This window comes from Streptomyces hoynatensis (genome assembly GCF_003626535.1).
Classification (GTDB): domain Bacteria; phylum Actinomycetota; class Actinomycetes; order Streptomycetales; family Streptomycetaceae; genus Streptomyces; species Streptomyces hoynatensis.
Genome location: NZ_RBAL01000031.1, coordinates 1 through 16,702 on the forward strand (window position 1 = coordinate 1; position 16,702 = coordinate 16,702).

General features: G+C 68.4%; 6 protein-coding genes and 2 pseudogenes. 4 read left to right on the top strand and 4 right to left on the bottom strand.

The window, feature by feature from the left end; translation table 11 throughout:
• Positions 1-111, top strand: a pseudogene (locus tag D7294_RS29615) (IS5/IS1182 family transposase); the annotation flags it as partial.
• A gap of 138 nt (positions 112-249) precedes the next feature.
• On the opposite strand, the pseudogene D7294_RS33520 reads toward D7294_RS29615, so the two are convergent.
• The 4 genes and pseudogenes from D7294_RS33520 to D7294_RS29635 form a co-directional block, all read right to left on the bottom strand.
• Positions 250-561, bottom strand: a pseudogene (locus D7294_RS33520) (polymorphic toxin-type HINT domain-containing protein); the annotation flags it as partial.
• A gap of 33 nt (positions 562-594) precedes the next feature.
• Positions 595-1,014: a hypothetical protein gene (locus D7294_RS31705; RefSeq protein ID WP_147450938.1), complete on the bottom strand. Its 420-nt coding sequence runs from the start codon at positions 1,012-1,014 to the stop codon at positions 595-597.
• A gap of 733 nt (positions 1,015-1,747) precedes the next feature.
• Complete coding sequence (locus D7294_RS33820) at positions 1,748-8,194, bottom strand: polymorphic toxin-type HINT domain-containing protein (RefSeq protein ID WP_479681736.1); 6,447 nt, start codon at positions 8,192-8,194, stop codon at positions 1,748-1,750.
• Between the two features lie 638 nt (positions 8,195-8,832).
• Positions 8,833-13,056 (bottom strand): LamG-like jellyroll fold domain-containing protein, encoded by a 4,224-nt coding sequence (locus D7294_RS29635; protein WP_338325704.1) that lies wholly within the window; start codon positions 13,054-13,056, stop codon positions 8,833-8,835.
• 636 nt (positions 13,057-13,692) lie between these two features.
• Between D7294_RS29635 and D7294_RS33530 the strand changes: the two genes are divergently transcribed.
• The 3 genes from D7294_RS33530 (at position 13,693) to D7294_RS29645 (ending at position 16,670) form a co-directional block, all read left to right on the top strand.
• Positions 13,693-13,938, top strand: a complete 246-nt coding sequence (locus D7294_RS33530; protein WP_241562715.1) for a hypothetical protein — start codon at positions 13,693-13,695, stop codon at positions 13,936-13,938.
• On the top strand, positions 13,938-15,689 hold the full coding sequence (locus tag D7294_RS29640) for a glycosyltransferase (protein WP_241562716.1): 1,752 nt from the start codon (positions 13,938-13,940) through the stop codon (positions 15,687-15,689). The genes D7294_RS33530 and D7294_RS29640 overlap by 1 nt, the downstream gene beginning before the upstream one ends.
• A gap of 183 nt (positions 15,690-15,872) precedes the next feature.
• Complete coding sequence (locus D7294_RS29645) at positions 15,873-16,670, top strand: alpha/beta hydrolase (protein ID WP_120684904.1); 798 nt, start codon at positions 15,873-15,875, stop codon at positions 16,668-16,670.
• The last annotated feature ends 32 nt before the right edge of the window (positions 16,671-16,702 follow it).

Consider the following 16,702-nt stretch of genomic DNA (forward strand, 5'->3'; position numbering starts at 1 on the left):
GTCGCCACCCTGAAGTCCTGGCGGCTACTGCGAAAGTTGCGATGCAGCACGACCCGCATAACCAACCTGGTCAAAGCCATCCTTACCCTTCACCTGGACCCCGCAGCCTGAGGTTGAAAAAGGCTCAGTGACGAGGCCATCGCCATTGCGTGTGAACACGGTGTGGGCACCAGTTGCGTCCTCATCCCAGTGAAGGTGCTGCCCCCGTCCTCGACTCCTGCTGCCCCCGGTCGGACAGTTGTGCACAAGCACTGGCTGCACGCCAACAAATACATAGTACGTGCGGAAATCTTCGACCGTGAGGTCGTAGGTGCGGGCGGTGTCGTGGTAGGTGTGGGTGGCGGTCACCGTGGCCGTGGTGCCGTCGGGCGTGTGCAATTGCGCGCCCGGGGTGAGGTCGGCGGCGTTGGTCCAGGTGTGGGTGGCCTCGTCCCAGAAGGGGTGGTGGGAGGTGGCGACGAGGGTGCTCTCTTCGCCCTCCGCGTCGGTGACGGTGAGCTCGGTGTACTCCTTGTCGGAGTCGGTGATGATCGTGGCCACCACCCGCCGGGGCACCTCCACGTCGGGCCCACAGACGATCGGCTTCGAATATAGCTACTTTCGGTGATTCAATTGCTCAAGGCCGACAACCACACGAGTAGCCCAATTCCAAGCATCGGCGAAGACATGAAGCCGGATGAGATCACCTCCTGGAGCCGCAATGGACAGCAAGGCATTGTCATCCGAGTCACGAACACAAATCCGCCTGGAGCGACACTGGAACTCTCCAGAGAAGACTTCGACGAACCCCTCAACAGCCCCGCTCGGCACCCCGTCACGGTAAACCGTCACCGAGACGAGCCCGTCGACGACACTTTGCACCGCGACATAAAGCGAGTCATCATCGAAGTGCACGTATTCAGTTGCCGCGTCCCAATCCTCATGAGAAGCACTGCTCTTAGAGTCTTCAATCAAGAGCAGGCCGTGCTCGAACGACGCCACAAGAGAACCAAGTAGAATCGCTTCAGAAGACATATCTCCCCGCATTCAATTAACGGACCATCCCGCCCTGCTGTCGAGCGTACGTGAGACAGTGCGGGAAAGCTGTTTGCGGTGACCCCGGAGGGACCAATGAAGTGGACAACTGATGATCCGGAATCCAATTTCCGCTCCTTGTTCCTGGATCCATCGAGCCACAGACATGGCATCCGTGGGCGTTTCCCGACTCATTAATCGATCAACACGCTCGGCTCAGCCCTCGACGATAAGGGGGACCCCGACACCCCACTGGCTCCGGCAGCCGTCCACTGACGTTGCCGTCACCATTGCCGTCAAGGCCCTTGCCGATGTGCACATCGGCAAGGGCCTTCGATTCACCCATACACCTGCTACGGCTGCGTTTTACCTGATCCCCATAATCCGATCTCTTTCGGATCGGTAGATATCAACCGCCCGATCACTGTGGTTCATGAAATCCTCCCAAAATCCTGCGACCTGCCAAGCCGCAGGACCTAGCTTCATTGACCCGTCCCACTCAAGTGAGAATACCCACGAATCGTGGATCTCCGCCTCCACCATCTCAAACAAGCGCGAATCAAAGAGGGGAGGCAATTCGGACTTCGAAAACTCGATGCGGAAGTAGTTTTGCCCGTCCGCCTTACTCAAGACCTCCAGGACCGTATAATCGAACCCTGGACGAAGCGCATCAGCACCTTGCCGAATCCGCTGCTCAAAGGACCCGACTCCTTTGAATCTAACTCGCATCGAACTATCTCCGATTCATGACCACTTTATAGTCATAGTCGTACATCACTTCACCTGTGACCGAATTCCTGTAAAAGTGAACCTGAAAGTCGCCGTACGGGCTTTGATGCGTTGGAGTGCTGTACTTGCCCCACTGCGCCACTCCCCCCCTCTCCGCAAACCGGTCAAGCAACTCTCTATTGCCCATATCGCTACCCTGCATGATCACCCTCGAACTGTCCAAAGCTTCCTGCGTCAACTGCCCACCGGGAGTGAAGGGCGAGTTCGCAGAAGCTAGCCGCAATTCATCCGCCAGCCTCTGCGCATCTGAGGATCCCGCTATAGGGTTGCAGTTCGAATTGTGAACGAGTACCGGCGTGCTGCCCGCGAGCACATAGTACGTATGCGTGCTCTCGACCGTGAGGTCGTAGGTGCGGGCGGTGGCGTGGTAGGTGTGGGTGGCGGTCACCGTGGCCGTGGTGCCGTCGGGCGTGTGCAGTTGCGCGCCCGGAGTGAGGTCGGCGGCGTTGGTCCAGGTGTGGGTGGCCTCGTCCCAGAAGGGGTGGTGGGAGGTGGCGACCAGGGTGCTCTCTTCGCCCTCCGCGTCGGTGACGGTGAGCTCGGTGTACTCCTTGTCGGAGTCGGTGATGATCGTGGCCACCACCCGCCGGGGCACGGTCTGACCTGTCTCCGGATCGGTGGCCAGGATCGTGTCGCCGACTTCGAGGTCGTCGATGTCCTTGCGCGTGCCATCGGCCAACAGCACGTCGGTACCCGCAAGGAACGAATGCCGCAGACAGCTGCCGACCGCATCGACGACATCATCGCCGTGACGCGCCGCATCGACCACATCGTCGGCGTGACGGGCGGCGTCCACCACATCGTCGGCATGGCGCAGGGCCAGGGCCGCGCCCCGGCCGCTGCCGCCGGTGGCCAGGGTGAGGCCCAGCATGGTGCAGGACATCACGTCGCCGTCGAGGCAGCCGGTCACATCGCTGATGCCGGTGAGGTCGGCGACCACTTGCCAGCCCGTTTGCCACCAGGAGCTGTTGTCCTGTGCCGCCTGCGCGGCGGCGAGCGCCTCGGCCAGGCGCTGGGCCGCCAGGTAGGCGGCCCGGTCCTGGTTGCGGGCGCTGGTCGTGACCTGCGACCGCGTGCCGACGCACCCGGGGTCGTTGGCGCAGGCCCGGCTCGCGGCCTGCTGCTGCGCGACCCAGCGGGGGGCGGGAGTTCCGCCGGCCGCTTGGGTCTGGCGGCCGTAGTTCTTGCCGAACTTCAGGCCCTTGGAGGTGACGTGTCCCTTGCTGTTGGGAGTGCACGCGTACTGGCCCGACCAGCACTCGGGCAGCATCGTTCCGGTCGGGTCGGCGACCGTGACGGGATTGTTGGCGCCGTACTGGTAGGCGTTCAGCTGCTGGGGGTCCCCGGTGACCAGGACCGGGTCGGGGGAGACGAACCGGCCGAGCGCCGGATCGTACTCCCGCGCTCCCAGGTGGGTCAGCCCGGTATCGTCCGCGATTCCGCCGACGAAGCCGCGGCTCCCGGGCCAGAAACCCGGCTGCTCTCCCCGAATCCCGCCGAAGGGCAGTGTCCTTCGCTGGGTGATGTCCAACGTGTAGGCGTCAACGGCGAGTTGGCCGGTTCCGTGCGGGTCGGCCAGGGTGAACGACAGCGTCCCGTCGTCCCCCATCACCGCCGTGTGGCCGCCGCCGAGCGCAACGTACCGGGTTGCCCGGGCGGACGTGGCACCGGAACTCACGGTGACCTCGGTGTGGCCGAGGTACAGCGTCGTCTCGGTCGGGGAACGTGAGATCAGCCGGTTGCCGTCGGCGTCGTACAGGTAGTCCGTGACGTCACCGTCGGCGTCCTCGACGGAGGCGAGGTGGCCCTCGGTGTCCCACGTGAGGGTCTGGGTGTCGCCCCCGAGTTGGCGGCCGACGGTGTTGCCCGCCTCGTCGTAGTCGTACTGTTCGAGCGACGTCACCTCCGGCGTCTCCTGCGTCACGGAGGTGACGGCGTTCGGCTGCGGCGTGCCCGGCTCGGGGTAGTCGTAGGTGCGCGCGGTGTCCTTCTCGTGCAGCGACTCGGTCTGGCGGTTGCCGGCCAGGTCGTAGGTGTAGGAGTGCCAGTAGGGGGCCGGACCGCCCATGGCGCCGGTGGAAGGGGCCTCCGCGCAGCTTTCGGCTCCCTGGGCCCACGCCTCGGTCAGGCGGCGCAGGTAGTCGTACTGGAAGCACTGCACGTCCGTGCCGGTGCGGGACGTGTCGGCGATGGAGAGGACGTTGCCGACCTCGTCGTAGGAGTAGGTCTCGTAACGGTCGACGCCGGAGACGGCGAAGCGGTCGACGCGCGAGGTCTCGAGTCGCCGCGTCCCCTGTTCGTAGGTGTAGGTGGCCCAGACCCCTTCGTCATACCACTCGTCGTGCTTCAGCTCGTGCTGCAGCGGCTCGCCCGTGAAGCGGTAGTTCGTGTGGACGTAGAGCCCCTGATCACCCCGCAGATCGGTCTGCCACAGGGTGCCGTCCTCGTACTCCGGGGTGAGGGTGAGTTCCGGAAGGCCGCCGGCGGCGGGATAGGTGAGGGTTTCCGGCAGGCCGGCTTCCGTGTACGTGGTCGCCGACTCGTACGAGCCCGCCAGAGCGCCTTCGGAGTCGGGGATGGTGACGGCCGTGCGCAGCGGCCGGTACCGATCGTCGTACTCCAGAACGCGGTTGGTGTACTGCTCGCCGTCCTGGTAGCGAACCGAGGCGGCCAACTGCCCCTGCGCCCCGGCGAGGGTGTCGTACTCCCAGCTCGCGAGCAGCTCGCCGTCCATGCCGCCCCGGCGCAGCTCGGTCTGCCGTCCCAGGCCGTCGTAGCCGTAGCTGAGGGTCTCCTGCCTGGCGTCGGTGCGGGAGGTGAGCCGGCCGCGGTCGTCGTAGGTGGAGGTGGTGGTGCCGGCGTCCGGGTCCGTGCTCGTGAGCGCACGGCCCAGCTGGTCGTAGGTGTAACTCCACACGTTGCCCGCGGCGTCGGTCAGCTCGGCCAGCTCGCCGCGCGGCGTGTACGAGTAGTGCGTGGTGTCGTAGTCGGCGTCGAGCGTGGGCGTGTGGAGCTGCCGCAGCTCGGTGACCAGGCCGCGGGCGTCGGTGAGCGTGGTGGTGGCGGTGCCGCCCTCGGGCGGAATGACCGTGGTGCGGTCGCCGAAGTAGTGGGTCTGGGTGACGGCGAGGACGTGGGAGGTTCCGTCGTTGCTGCCCAGCACCCGGCTTTCGATCTCCCGGCCCGCCCCGTCGTAGCGGTGCTGGGTCTGTGTCTCGACGTCGATCGCGTCGTCGGGCTGGAAGATCTCGTTCCCCGGCGGGCTCGTCTGGTAGTAGGCGGCCCAGGTCTCCTCCAGAAGTCCACGCTCGTCGTAGAACGTGTCGGTGAGCAACCGGCCGCCGTCGGAGCCGGGGGCCTGGGTCTGGCGCTCGCGCAGGAAGCCGTCGTAGAGGGTGTAGGCGGTGTCCTGTTCGCCGTCAGCGCCCAGGGTCTTGGTGCCCACCGCCACCGGGTGCCCGTCCTGGATGCGGTAGGTGAACTCGTAGGTGGGGGTGTCCGTGGTGGCGCGGCCGGGCAGCCATACCTGCCGTGACCTGCCGAGCGCGTCGTAGGTCAGCGTGGTGACCTTGTCGTTCGTGTCGGTCACCCGCATGGGCTGGCCGCGCAGCGGGTCCAGCTCCGTGACGGTCGTCTGCGCGGTGTCCGGCTCGCCGGGGTCGGCGGGTGGAGTGGTTTCGGTGACGCTCAGCGGCATGCCTGCCGCAGGGGTGTAGCGGGTGGTGGTGGTCAGGCCGTCGGTGCGCGCGGTTCTGGTCAGGCTGGAGCCGGTGACGGTGAGGTCCGCGGTGAGGTCGGTGGACGTCAGCGTGCGGCCGTAGGCGTCGTAGGTGGCGCCCGACTCCAGATAGGTGGCGGTCGTTCCGTCGTGCTCCTTGAGGACGGCGGTGGCGGTGCGGTTCCCGACGGTGGGGGCCTGGCCGAAGTCGCCGCCGTCATAGGCGTAGCGCTCGTCGCTGACGACGTCGGTGGATCGGTCGGGGGTGGCGTCGCAGGCCACGGCCACGGTCTCGACGCGGGCGGGCAGGGTGAGGAGGTTGGCGTCGGTGTTGGTGGCGTAGGTGGTGCGGGTGCACCGGTCGTCCGCGTCCGAGGAGAGGTCGGCCCGGTCGTCGACCTCGGTCGGGCGGCCGGCGACGGTGTCGTAGGCGGTGTCGACGCGGGTGGTGCGCCAGGCGTCTCCGGCGCCCTGGTCGAGGGAGGTCCACGTGGTGGTGCGGGCTGCGCCGGTGAAATTGGCGCTGATCGTTCCCCAGTCCCGCTCGTCGCCGGCGGTCTCGTGATACCAGGGCCTGGTCACCGTCTTTTCCAGGACGGCGCCGTCGACGCCGTCATAGGTGACGGTGCGGTAGGCGAAACCCTGGGTGGCGGGGTGGTCGGTGATCGGGTCGCCTTCGCCGGAGGGGAGCGAGACGGAGACGGCCTTGGTGCCGCCGCTGCCGTCCCGGCGGTCCCCGTCCATGCCCCGCAGGAAGTAGGTGTCCTGCTGGCCGATCATGCGGTCGGTGCCCTGCCCGCCGGTCAGGACCCTCACGTGGCCGTACCCGCGCCACTGTGACCAGGTCTTCTCGTCCTCGGGCACCATGCCGTTGTCGTCGTCGAAGTGCCAGGCGGCGTCTCCCAGATACTGGTAGCGGGTCACCTGCTCGGGGGAGCCGCCGGTACGGTCGATGGCCGTGACGTCGGTGACGACGTACTTGTTGAACCACTCCAGGTCCGGCTCGCTGGAGGAGTCGCCGCCGATGTACTGGGGGAAGCACCGGGTGGTGTTGGACTGCGGGGCCGGCAGGGCGTCTTCGTCGCAGGCGGCCTCGGAGTAGTTGACGGCCAGCTGCCCGCCGTACTCGTCGTCGACTCCCGACAGCCGCGACTTGATGAAGGGGGCGTAGCCGTCGCCGGTCTCGTCCAGCCTGTTCACCAGCTGCGTGTACGCGAACGTGGTCTCCGGAAGCGTCACATCCGACCCGGCGCCCCGTCCGGTGTGCTGGAGGCTGTCGAGGAGCAGTTGGTAGTCGACGTCCGCGGTGCCCCAGCGGTGCGTGAGCTCCCAGGTGTCCACGGGCTGGTAGGAGCCGTCGACGAGGACTTCCGTGGTGACGCCGGTGAGGCGGTTGCGGGTCCAGAACGTCGGGGCGGAGCGGCCGGCGTCGCAGTCCTGGTCCGCATCGCAGTTCAGATCCCACGGCGTGTCGTACCAGAACTGCTGGTTGTCGTCGATCGCGGAGGCTGCGCAGTCCACGCCGTCCTGCGGCAGGCAGCGGGTGTCCGAGTCGAAGTCGACGCGGGCGAGTGCCTGCCGGCTGTAGACGGAATCCTCCGACAGTCCGTATTCGATGCGGTCGAGGGTCCCGCCGCGGATGTAGCGGCTGTTGTCGGATGCCTTGAGGAAGCGGCCGTAGGAGTTGGCCTCGGTGTCGTAGTAGTAGGCGATCGCGTTGCCGCGCACGTCCACCACGTAGTCGAGGTTCCAGCGCCACGCCTGATCGCACCAGGAGTCGGCCGTCGTCGCGGCGTGGCAGGGCTCGCCGGTGTCGTTGCCGAAGACGGGGACGGTCCACGTCGAGTCGGTCGTCTCGTCCCCGGAGGACCATCCGGGCAGGCGGTGGTAGCCGAAGTAGTAGCGGGTGCCATCCGGGTCGGTCAGCTCCCAGAACTCGTTGTCGTCATCGCCGTTCGCCCGCGCACTGGAGGTCAGGTGCCGGATGCGGCTGCCGTCGTCCTGCTGGAACTTCCACTCGTCCTCGCCGGCCGGGACCAGCTCTCCGCCCTGGCCGTTGAAGGAGATGAAGGCGTTGTCGTACTCCCAGCACAGGTCGGCGACCTCGTTGCCGTCGGCGTCCTCCACTCCGTCCTCGGCGCAGGGCTGGTATTTGCGTTCGATGTAGCCCGGCCAGAGGTCGAAGCCGTCGCCCACCCAGGAGGCCTGGTTGTTGGTGCCCCCGGTCTGGCCGTCGATCGCCCCGGAGGAGTAGGAAAGACCGACGCTGGGCGTGAGGCTACCGGGAACGTCGGGAACCGGCATGTCGTAGGACCAGGTCAGGTCACCGGTGTTCAGGCCGACGTTCCAGGTGGCCGACGGCGAAAGGTCGGTCGCCGTGTAGTCGCCGTCCTGACTTTCCTCTTCGGCGACGGCGGCCAAGACCACAGGAGCCGATGGGTTCAACGGCACCGAGGCAGCCGTGAGCGTTGCGCTTTCCCGGTCGTTGCGTACCGAGCCCAGCGGGGTCCGGGTTCGGCATTCTGCTCGGTCCGGGCTCTCCACGGCACATGCGGGCAGTTCGACGAGGGTCAGCCGGGAGCCGTATCCGCCGCCGTATGCTTCGGCGAAGTCCGAGTAGTCGACCGCGACATCGACGTGCGCCTCGGTGGAGCCCTCCACGCTGAACAGCATCCCGCTCACGCCGGCTGCTTCGGTGCTCTCCCGGTCCAAGACGCGGAGTTCCGCACCGATGTCTTCCTGGAGCCCGGGAAGGAGGCGCTCGGTACGTGCGGTGAGGCGGATCGGCAGCTCGCCGGCCCGGGCCGGCAGGAGTGAAGGGGCCGATCCGGCGAACTCCACTTCTGCCGTTCCGGCTTCCGGCCACGAGGCGCGTGGCTCGTCGTCCACGCCCCCTGTCTCCTCCTCGGACACCCGCGGTATCACGTCAAGGCCGTCGTGTCCCTCGACGGGGTCTCCCGCATCGACGGCAGGGGGCTGCCAGGAGTCGTCCGCCCGGGCGGGATCGGCGACTCCCTGAAGCAGTCCGCTCAGCATCAAGGCCGCCACGGCCGCATGCATGCGGCGCCGCCACGGGTGGAGACGCAACGACGGCCTCCCGCCCCGGAGGGACGGCACACGGCCTCCTGCCGGGGACAGGGAAGCGAAGGCCGACCTGCCGCGCACAGCTTTTCCCTTGAACACTGGTCTCCTCGGATGGCGTCCGGCGCGGCAAGCACAGCCGGTCCAGGCTCGGGTCAGGTAGTGGTGGGTCGCGTGATGCAGGTCCGGGTGGGCGAGAAGGGCTGCTCACCCGCCCGGGCCGGCCGTGCTCACTCCGTTTGCGGAATCGCTGTCGGGGCGTCCCGGAGGCCGAGGCTGAAGTGACGTATCTGCTCGTCCGAGAGCACGCCCTGTACCAGCCAGACGTCGTCGAGCGCCCCCGGCCACGGCTCGCGCCACACACCGTCCGTCATCGAACGGCCGAGGTGCAGACTGCTTGTCGCCTGGAAGGGGAAGACGTTGTCTGCCCAGGAAGCACCTGCGCTGCAGGTCGAGTCTTCCGCGTCGAGACAGGTGACCTCTTCGAGTTCGCCGTCCACGTACAGCCGGGCCCGGGCGGCGAATCCGTCGTGGACGAGCGCCAGATGATGCCACTCTCTGACGTCGTACAGCCGTTGATGTGCCACGTGCGTCACGTTCGCCTCCGGGGAGTCCTGGTCGGCGAGCGTCACCTCCCACCGTCCGAAGCCGTCCTGAGAGGCGTCGGGGATGAACCGGATCGCGAACGCACTCTCCTGCCGGCCCACGGCGCTGAGCACGGACGCGGGTTCCGAAGGCGGGGAGGCGGCCCGGACGAATCCCATGACGGTGAAGCTGGTCGAGGTGTCGACCGGAACCGACGGGGTGTAGGCGTAGCCCCCGCCACCGTCCACGTAGAGAGAGGCCTCGTCGACGAACCCGGGACTCGCTCCGGCACCGCCCCACAGGAACAGGTCGTTGCCACGCGAGGTCGCGTCCGGCATGGAGGGGACGTCCTCGCTGTCCACCGTGTCCAGCTGCCAGCGGGCCTGGACACGCGGTGCCTGGTGGTAGATCTGCTGCACTTCGTAGTCGGTGAGTATGCGGTCGAAGAGCCGGACGTCATCGATCGTGCCGGGAAAGAACGCGCCGAGTGCGCCGTTGTAGCGCCCGGCGCCGATCTGCACGGGGCCGGTGGCATTGAAGGGAGTGTCGAGCGCGGCTGTGCCCGCCTTTTCGCCGTTCACGTACAGCGTCAGCGAGTCCTGGTAGGCGTCGTGGACGCCGACAAGATGTGTCCACACCCCGGCCTGGGCCGATTCCCCTTCCGGCTGCATGGCCCGCACCGGAGAAGCGTCGGGCGAATCGTCGCTGTACTGGTCGAAGGCCCAACGGTCGTTCGCGGCCGAGTAGTACAGCTCAAGACCCGGCGCATAGGTGCCGGTCTGAGTGGCAACGACCGCCGCGCTCCCCGGTTTGCTGTCCAGCTTCACCCATGCGGAGATCGCGAAATTCCTTCCCGTGTTGACCAGGGCGGTGCCGGTATCGGCGTAGCCGTCGGTGCCGTTCAGCCGAAGTGCTCGAGCACGGACGCCCTCGTCGCCCGCCTCCGCGCCCCCGTGGAATGTCGCCGGCAGGACGTCGGAGGAGGCGGAGACGCGCTGTCCGGACTGTTCGTCAAGGGGAAACAGTGCCACGGCCGGACGGCCGCTGTCATGCAGCCTTTCCTTGTTGTAGAGCTTGGCGACGTGCGTTGCCTCCGAGGCCATGTGGAGGTCGAAGATCTGCACCTCGTCGATGGCCCCAGGGAAGAACGAACGATTCTGGTCGCCGGAGCGCCCGGCACCGATCTGCACGGGGCCGCGTGCGTTCCACGCGTTGCTGTAGGCGGCCGTGCCCGCGAGCTGCCCGTCCACGAAAAGGCGCAGCAGCCCGCCGCCCGGGTCGTAGGACCCCACGAGGTGGGTCCACCGGCCGGCCACCACCTCGACGCCCGAGGCGAGCACCCTCGCGGTGCTGTTGTCTCCGTCCTGATCGGAACGGTATTGGTTGAACGCCCAGCTGTCCTGTGCGGCGGAATAGTACAGTTCGAAGCCGGGGCGGAAAGTGCCCGTCTGTGTGGCGATGACCGCAGCGCTGTCCGGCTTCTCGTCCAGCTTCACCCAAGCAGAGACGGAGAAGGCGCTGTTGGTGCCGATCACCGGCCCGTCGGTCGACAGGTATCCCGATGTTCCGTCAAAGTGTGCCGCGGTTCCCACCGCGCCCTCCACTCCGAGGGTGGTGCCCCCGTGCACGGTGGCCCAGCGCGCCTGGGTGGCCGGCTCCGCGGCCGTGGCTCCGGCGGCTTCGTCCATCTGCCAGCTTCCCCGCGGAGAAGCACCGGCCGTGACGCGAAACTGGTAGGTGGTCGTCTCCGACACGTGGCCCGCGCCGTCCACCGCTTGGGCAGTGATGAAGTGCAGCCCCGGTTTGGGCGGGACCAGATTCACCACCTGCGGTGCACCCTGAGTGGTCGCGACCTCGCTCTCCGGCGGATCCGCGTCCAACGCGTACCGGTACCGGCTCACGTCGTCGTCAGCGGCGGTCAAAGTGAACGCGCCATAGTGCCCGGTGCCTTGATACCAGGCATCCAGCGGATCAGAGGGGTCCGACGCCGGGTAATGGGCTGAAGAGACGTCTGGGCCCGCAGGCACCGATACGTCGTGCACGAAATGGCACGTGTAGTTTCCCGTTCCGGTGGAAGACCATCGACTGTACGAGCTCCCGTCGTATGCGCGTACAGCCCATTCGATATCGGTGTCCCCAGGCAGGTCGTCGGGCAGATCCACGCCGAACTGCGCCCCGGACTCTCTTGCAGTGGTCAGCCCGGACTCCCAGCGGACGACATCGCCCCGTCCGTCTCCGGCGTCCCAGCGAGCCGCGAATTCCACTGCGACAGAGTCACCGTCGGGGTCCGTGACATTGTTCGCGAAGATCCGGCCGAGCCTGCGCACCCTGGCGGCGTTGTCCGAGGTCTTGCAGACCCCCCCGTATTCCATCACCAGCTGAGCCGGCCTGACCTGATCGGGCACACGGTTGTACCTCACCCGCAGGTGCGCCTGGTCGGAAAAGCGCTTCCACGACAGCGGGTCGCTTTCGTCGCCCGCCTTCAGCCCGAAGGTCAGGGTCGATCGGCCGCTGTCAGCCGCGGCCTGAACCGCGGCGCTCACGTCGAACTCGGCGTCCGCCTGGGCGCACCCCTCGTACCCGTAGGCGAATGACTCGGTCGCCAGACGCTGCACCCAAAAGCTGCTGTTGTCCTGACTGTTCCAGGTCGTGCCGGCCCCTATGTCGCCCGTGCGCCACAGTTCGACGTCCTGCGGCTCGCAGGACGTCGAATGCACGTTTCGGACCGAGAACTCAGCCGAGAGGATGCGCGTGCCCGCAAACCTGTCCGTAGGCAATCGGTACATCAGGCGCTTCAAGTCCTGCGGCTTGCATCCCGCCCATCCGCAGTAGCCCATCCCGGCATTCGAATCGCCGTTGAACTTCCACTGCGGGGAGTCCGCCCAGTACCGAGAGACCATCGTCCAGGCCGCCGAGCGCGGAGTGTGCCACTGGGGGTCGATGTAAACGGGATAAACGGTGTCCTCGCCAAGCAGGACTTCCTCGTCCGGCGTGAGGGTCAAGGTGTCCTGCTCGACGTTCACCTGGGCGCCGACCCGCGCCAGATTCCCCGATTCGCCCGCCCCGGGCTCCCCCACCGGTGCATCGTCCTCGGCTTCGGCACGCGCCGCACCATCCGTGCTCCCGCCACTCGAGTCCCACATCAAGGGCACTGGGGCCTCGAAGACAGCGGAATCGGCGTTGGCGTCCAGCGCCTCTATGCCGCCGTCCTCGGTGACCTCGGTCTCCACCCCGGCGGTGTCAAGACCCAGATGCAGCTGCGTCAGCGCGGGGTTGGCAGCGGCCTCGGCCGAGTTCACCACGATCAACTGACTGAAACCGTCAGGCTGGGCCTCAAGCCTCAGGTCCACATCAGGCAAGATGTCGTGATAGATGGCCACGTTACCGACCAATTCCGGCTCGGGAAGCGTTCCCGGCCATTCGAGCGCAAGCTGTCGGCCGCTGCGCTCCAACTCCACCAACGCCCCGTCGCCACCCCCGGAAAACGTCAGCTGAGCCGCGGCGGCCCGCGGCGCGATCGTTCCGTCGTCCCGCACCTGCAGGTCGGTGTCCACCGCCTGCCACTCGCCATCCACCCGCGCCCAGACCGGTCGCAGATACTCGTAAGCCTCGAGCTCACCCTCTGGTGTGGCGAACACCTCGCCCGCTTCGCTGCGCAGCGATTCGACCTCGACGTTCTCCCCCGTGTCCCGCGCCTCGGCCAGGGCAATGGCTTCGGCGGTCTCCGGACGAGCCTGCGGATCGTACTGCTGAGCGCCCGGGTCCGCCGACTGCACGTACGCCGACTCCGCCGCCCCTGCAGCCGAAGCCGACACCAGCCCGGGCACTAGCCCCGCGGCCACCGCAGCCGACACGCCCAGCGCCGCCACTCGCCCCCAGCTGCCCCGGCGCCCCTGACGCATTCCCCACCCTCCGTCACCACTCGCATACGAAGAAAACGCGAAGATGACCTTAGGTGTGCACACGCGAAAACCACAGACGAACGAATGCGGACAAGAAGGGAGTCACATCCTGAACACACGGCAAATACAAGCGTGATCCTTGTCATGTTTACGCCGAGAAGTGGCGCACATTCGGGGGCAAACGGAATATTCTGATAAGCCATTTCTCCAAGGAGAGACGGTCAGGGCCGTTCACGCGCCCGCACCCCAGCTGACGCCCCACGTGAGGTCACGCGCCGCCAGGCAGTTCGCGTTCAACCTCCGCCCGGCCGCCTGTCGCCGAATACCCTCCGCGGCGGCGATCCGGCGCGCCACCCGAGGCACGTGCACGACACCCGTGCCACGAGCCCGCCACCGCGCATCGTGTGATCCATCCCACATTCGGGCGCGAGAATCGAGCAGCAAACTCGATCAAACGGGGTCGAAGCACCGACGCGAGATCGCTTCACCTTCCATCACATCGTTCACTTCGTGGCATCGTGTCGCGGTCACATGACGAAGAAGCGGCGCACACAGTGACGATGGCGTGAGCGCCGATGCAAAGGGGGCCAGAGGGGGGCCGCGGTGAAGATCGACTTTCTGCTGAACAACGCGTACGGGATCGGCGGCACCATCCGGGCCGTTGCCAACCTGTCGGGTGCGCTGGCCGCCCGGCATCACGTGCGGGTCGTCAGCCTCTACCGCCACCGGGACGTCACGAGCTTCGCCTTCGACCCGCGGGTCTCCCTGACGACCCTCATCGACCAGCGCGAAGGCGCGCCCGACCTCGCGCTGCCGGCGGCCGAGCAGCCGAGCAGCCGAGCGAGGTGATGCCGCACTGGTACGAGGGCGTCTCCCGGCTCAGCGACGAGCGCATGGCCGCGCACCTGGCCGAGACCGACGCCGACGTGGTGATCTCCACCCGGCCCGTCCTGCACACCTATCTCGGCCGCTACGGCACCGGGCGTTACCTGCGGGTCGGCCAGGAACACTCCACCCTCAGCACCCGCACCGAGGCGTCAAGAGATCTGCGGCTGGCGGCGGTGCCGTTGCTGGACGCCTTCTGCCCGGTGGCCGAGGCGGACACCCTTGCCTACCGCGCGGCCCTGCCGCGGGTCCGCACCCGCATCGTCCACATCGTCAACTCCTGCCCACGCCCGGCGGTTTCGCCTTCCACCGGGGACAGCAGGCTGATCGTGGCGGCCGGCCGGCTGGTGGAGCCCAAGGGCTACGACCGGCTCCTGGACGCCTTCGCGCAGGTCGCCGACGAGTTCCCCGACTGGCAGCTGCGCATCTACGGCCGCGGACCGGCGCGCGGGGCGCTGCGTGAGCAGATCGACCGCCTGGGCCTGAACGACCGCGCCCGCCTGATGGGGGCCGTCTCCCCCATCGAGACCGAATGGGCCAAGGGCGCCCTCGCGGCCGTCACCTCCTCCTGGGAGTCCTTCGGCCTGACCCTCGTCGAGGCCATGGCCTGCGGCGTCCCGGTCCTGTCCACCGACTGCCCCGTCGGCCCCCGCGAGATCATCACCCACGGCCACGACGGCCTGCTGGTGCCCGTGGACACCACCGCCGTCGCCGAGGGCCTGCGCACGCTCCTCAAGGACGACGAGCTGCGCGCGCGGATGGCCGCCAACGCCCCGGCCACCGCCGCCCGCTACGAACCCGACGTCGTGGCCCGCGCGTACGAGGCCCTGTTCGCGACGCTGCGCCCGCACGGCAAAGGCGCGCTCACCGGCAGACTCCGCGGCCTCGTGCGCCCCCGCTCCGCCAAGGAACCGGCCGCCCCCGCGCGGGCGGAGAGCGAAGCGGGCCCCGTCGCCGACTGCGCCGCCACCGGCGACGGCGGCTTCCACGTCGCGGTGCGAGGACAGTCCGGCGGGGAACTCGTCCTGCGGCTGCGGAAGTCGCCCGACCGCCGCGCGATCCGCCTCCCCCTCGGCCAGGACGGCCAGGTCACCGTCCACCGCGCCGCACAGCAGCTGGACGAGGGCCGCTGGGACGCCTTCCTCGCCACGGACCACTCCCTCCGGCCCCTGCGCCTCGCCGCCGGCATCGTCCAGCAGGCCGCACTCGTCAACCGGCCGCCCACCGTGGACGCACTCGGCGTCCACGCCTGGATCCCCTATCCCACCAAGGACGGCAACCTCAGCATCCGCGCCTGGCACCGCCCCGCGCACGCCGAGGTCACCGCCCTCACCAGCGGCCCGCAGACAACGCTCGTGACCGCCGCGGTGCTCGCCCCCGAGACCATCGAGACGGTGCGCGCCACCTGCCGGACCGAGGACGACCAGGAGTTCCCCCTCGCCCTCGAGGCGCTGGAGCGCGGGCGAGTCCGCCTGACCCTCCCGCACGCCGAGGCAGCCGCACGGCACGTGGCACCCGGCCTGACCTGGCGCGTTCTCCTGCACACCGCCGACGGCCGGACGCTGCCCGTCGGCCGCATCGGCGGCGACATCCCGGACCGCAAGGGAATCGACGTCCACCCCGCCGGCACGCACGGCACCCTCCTGGTCCGCCCCCGCTACACCGCAGCGAACGACCTCGTCCTCACCACCAAGCCCGCCGCCCAGAACGACTGACCGCCCCCGGCCACACGGCCGGGGCCGCCCCCGCGAGGGGTGGCGGCAGGACGAGCGGGCCGATCGAGGCGGCCTCCGCCGCACGGTGCGCCCTCAGGCGGTTCGGCGCATGCAGCTCCCGCCCCGATTTCGTTGGCAGCGCAATCGATTCCGCGTGCGGTGCCGCAGTCGTAGCGTGGCCGCATGGACGCACCGCTCACGGGCACGGCCGCCGGCGTGCCGTTCACCGCGCTGCCGCCGGCCGACGGCGGCGCCGCGCCGCTGATCGTCACCTGGCACATGCTCGACGCGCCCAGGTCGGACGCCGCGTTCGCCGCCGCGCTGCCGATGCACGGCCTGCCCGCCTGGCGCGTGCACCTCGGCATGCCGATGTGCGGGGCGCGCATGGTCGACGGCAGCATGGACGCCGGCCTCGAACTGCTCCGCAGGGACGTCCTGATGTCCGCGCTGTACCCCTTCGTCCGGCAGGCGGCGGAGGAGTTCCCGGCCGCGCTGGCCTCTCTCCGGGCGCAATTGCCGGTCGGCGACGGCCCGATCGGCGTGCTCGGCGGCTCGCTTGGCGGGGCCGTCACGCTGCGGATCCTCGCCGACACCGACGTTCCGGTCCTCGCCGGCGCCGTGGTGAACGCCGCCATCCGGGTGCGGTCCGTCGTCGCCCTGTTCCCCGGCGACTACCCGTATGACGCCGAGTCCGGAAGGGCCGCCGACGAACTGGACTTCGTCGCCAGGGCGGGCGCCCTCGCCGGGCGCGCGCCGCTGCTGGTGGTCAGCGGCGAGCAGGACCACGCGGCGCTGCGTGACGACGCGCGCGACCTCGTCAACGCCGTGGGCCAGGGGGCCGAACTCCAGTCGATCCCGCACCTGGCCCACCCGCTCGCCGAGGAGCCCGGCATCGCACCCGCGCCGCAACTGCCGCAGGCCCGCGCGGTGGACGCCGCCCTGACCGCGTGGTTCCGCCACCGCCTCGTGGACGCGGCCTGACCACACGCCTCGCGGACGCGGCCCGACCGCAC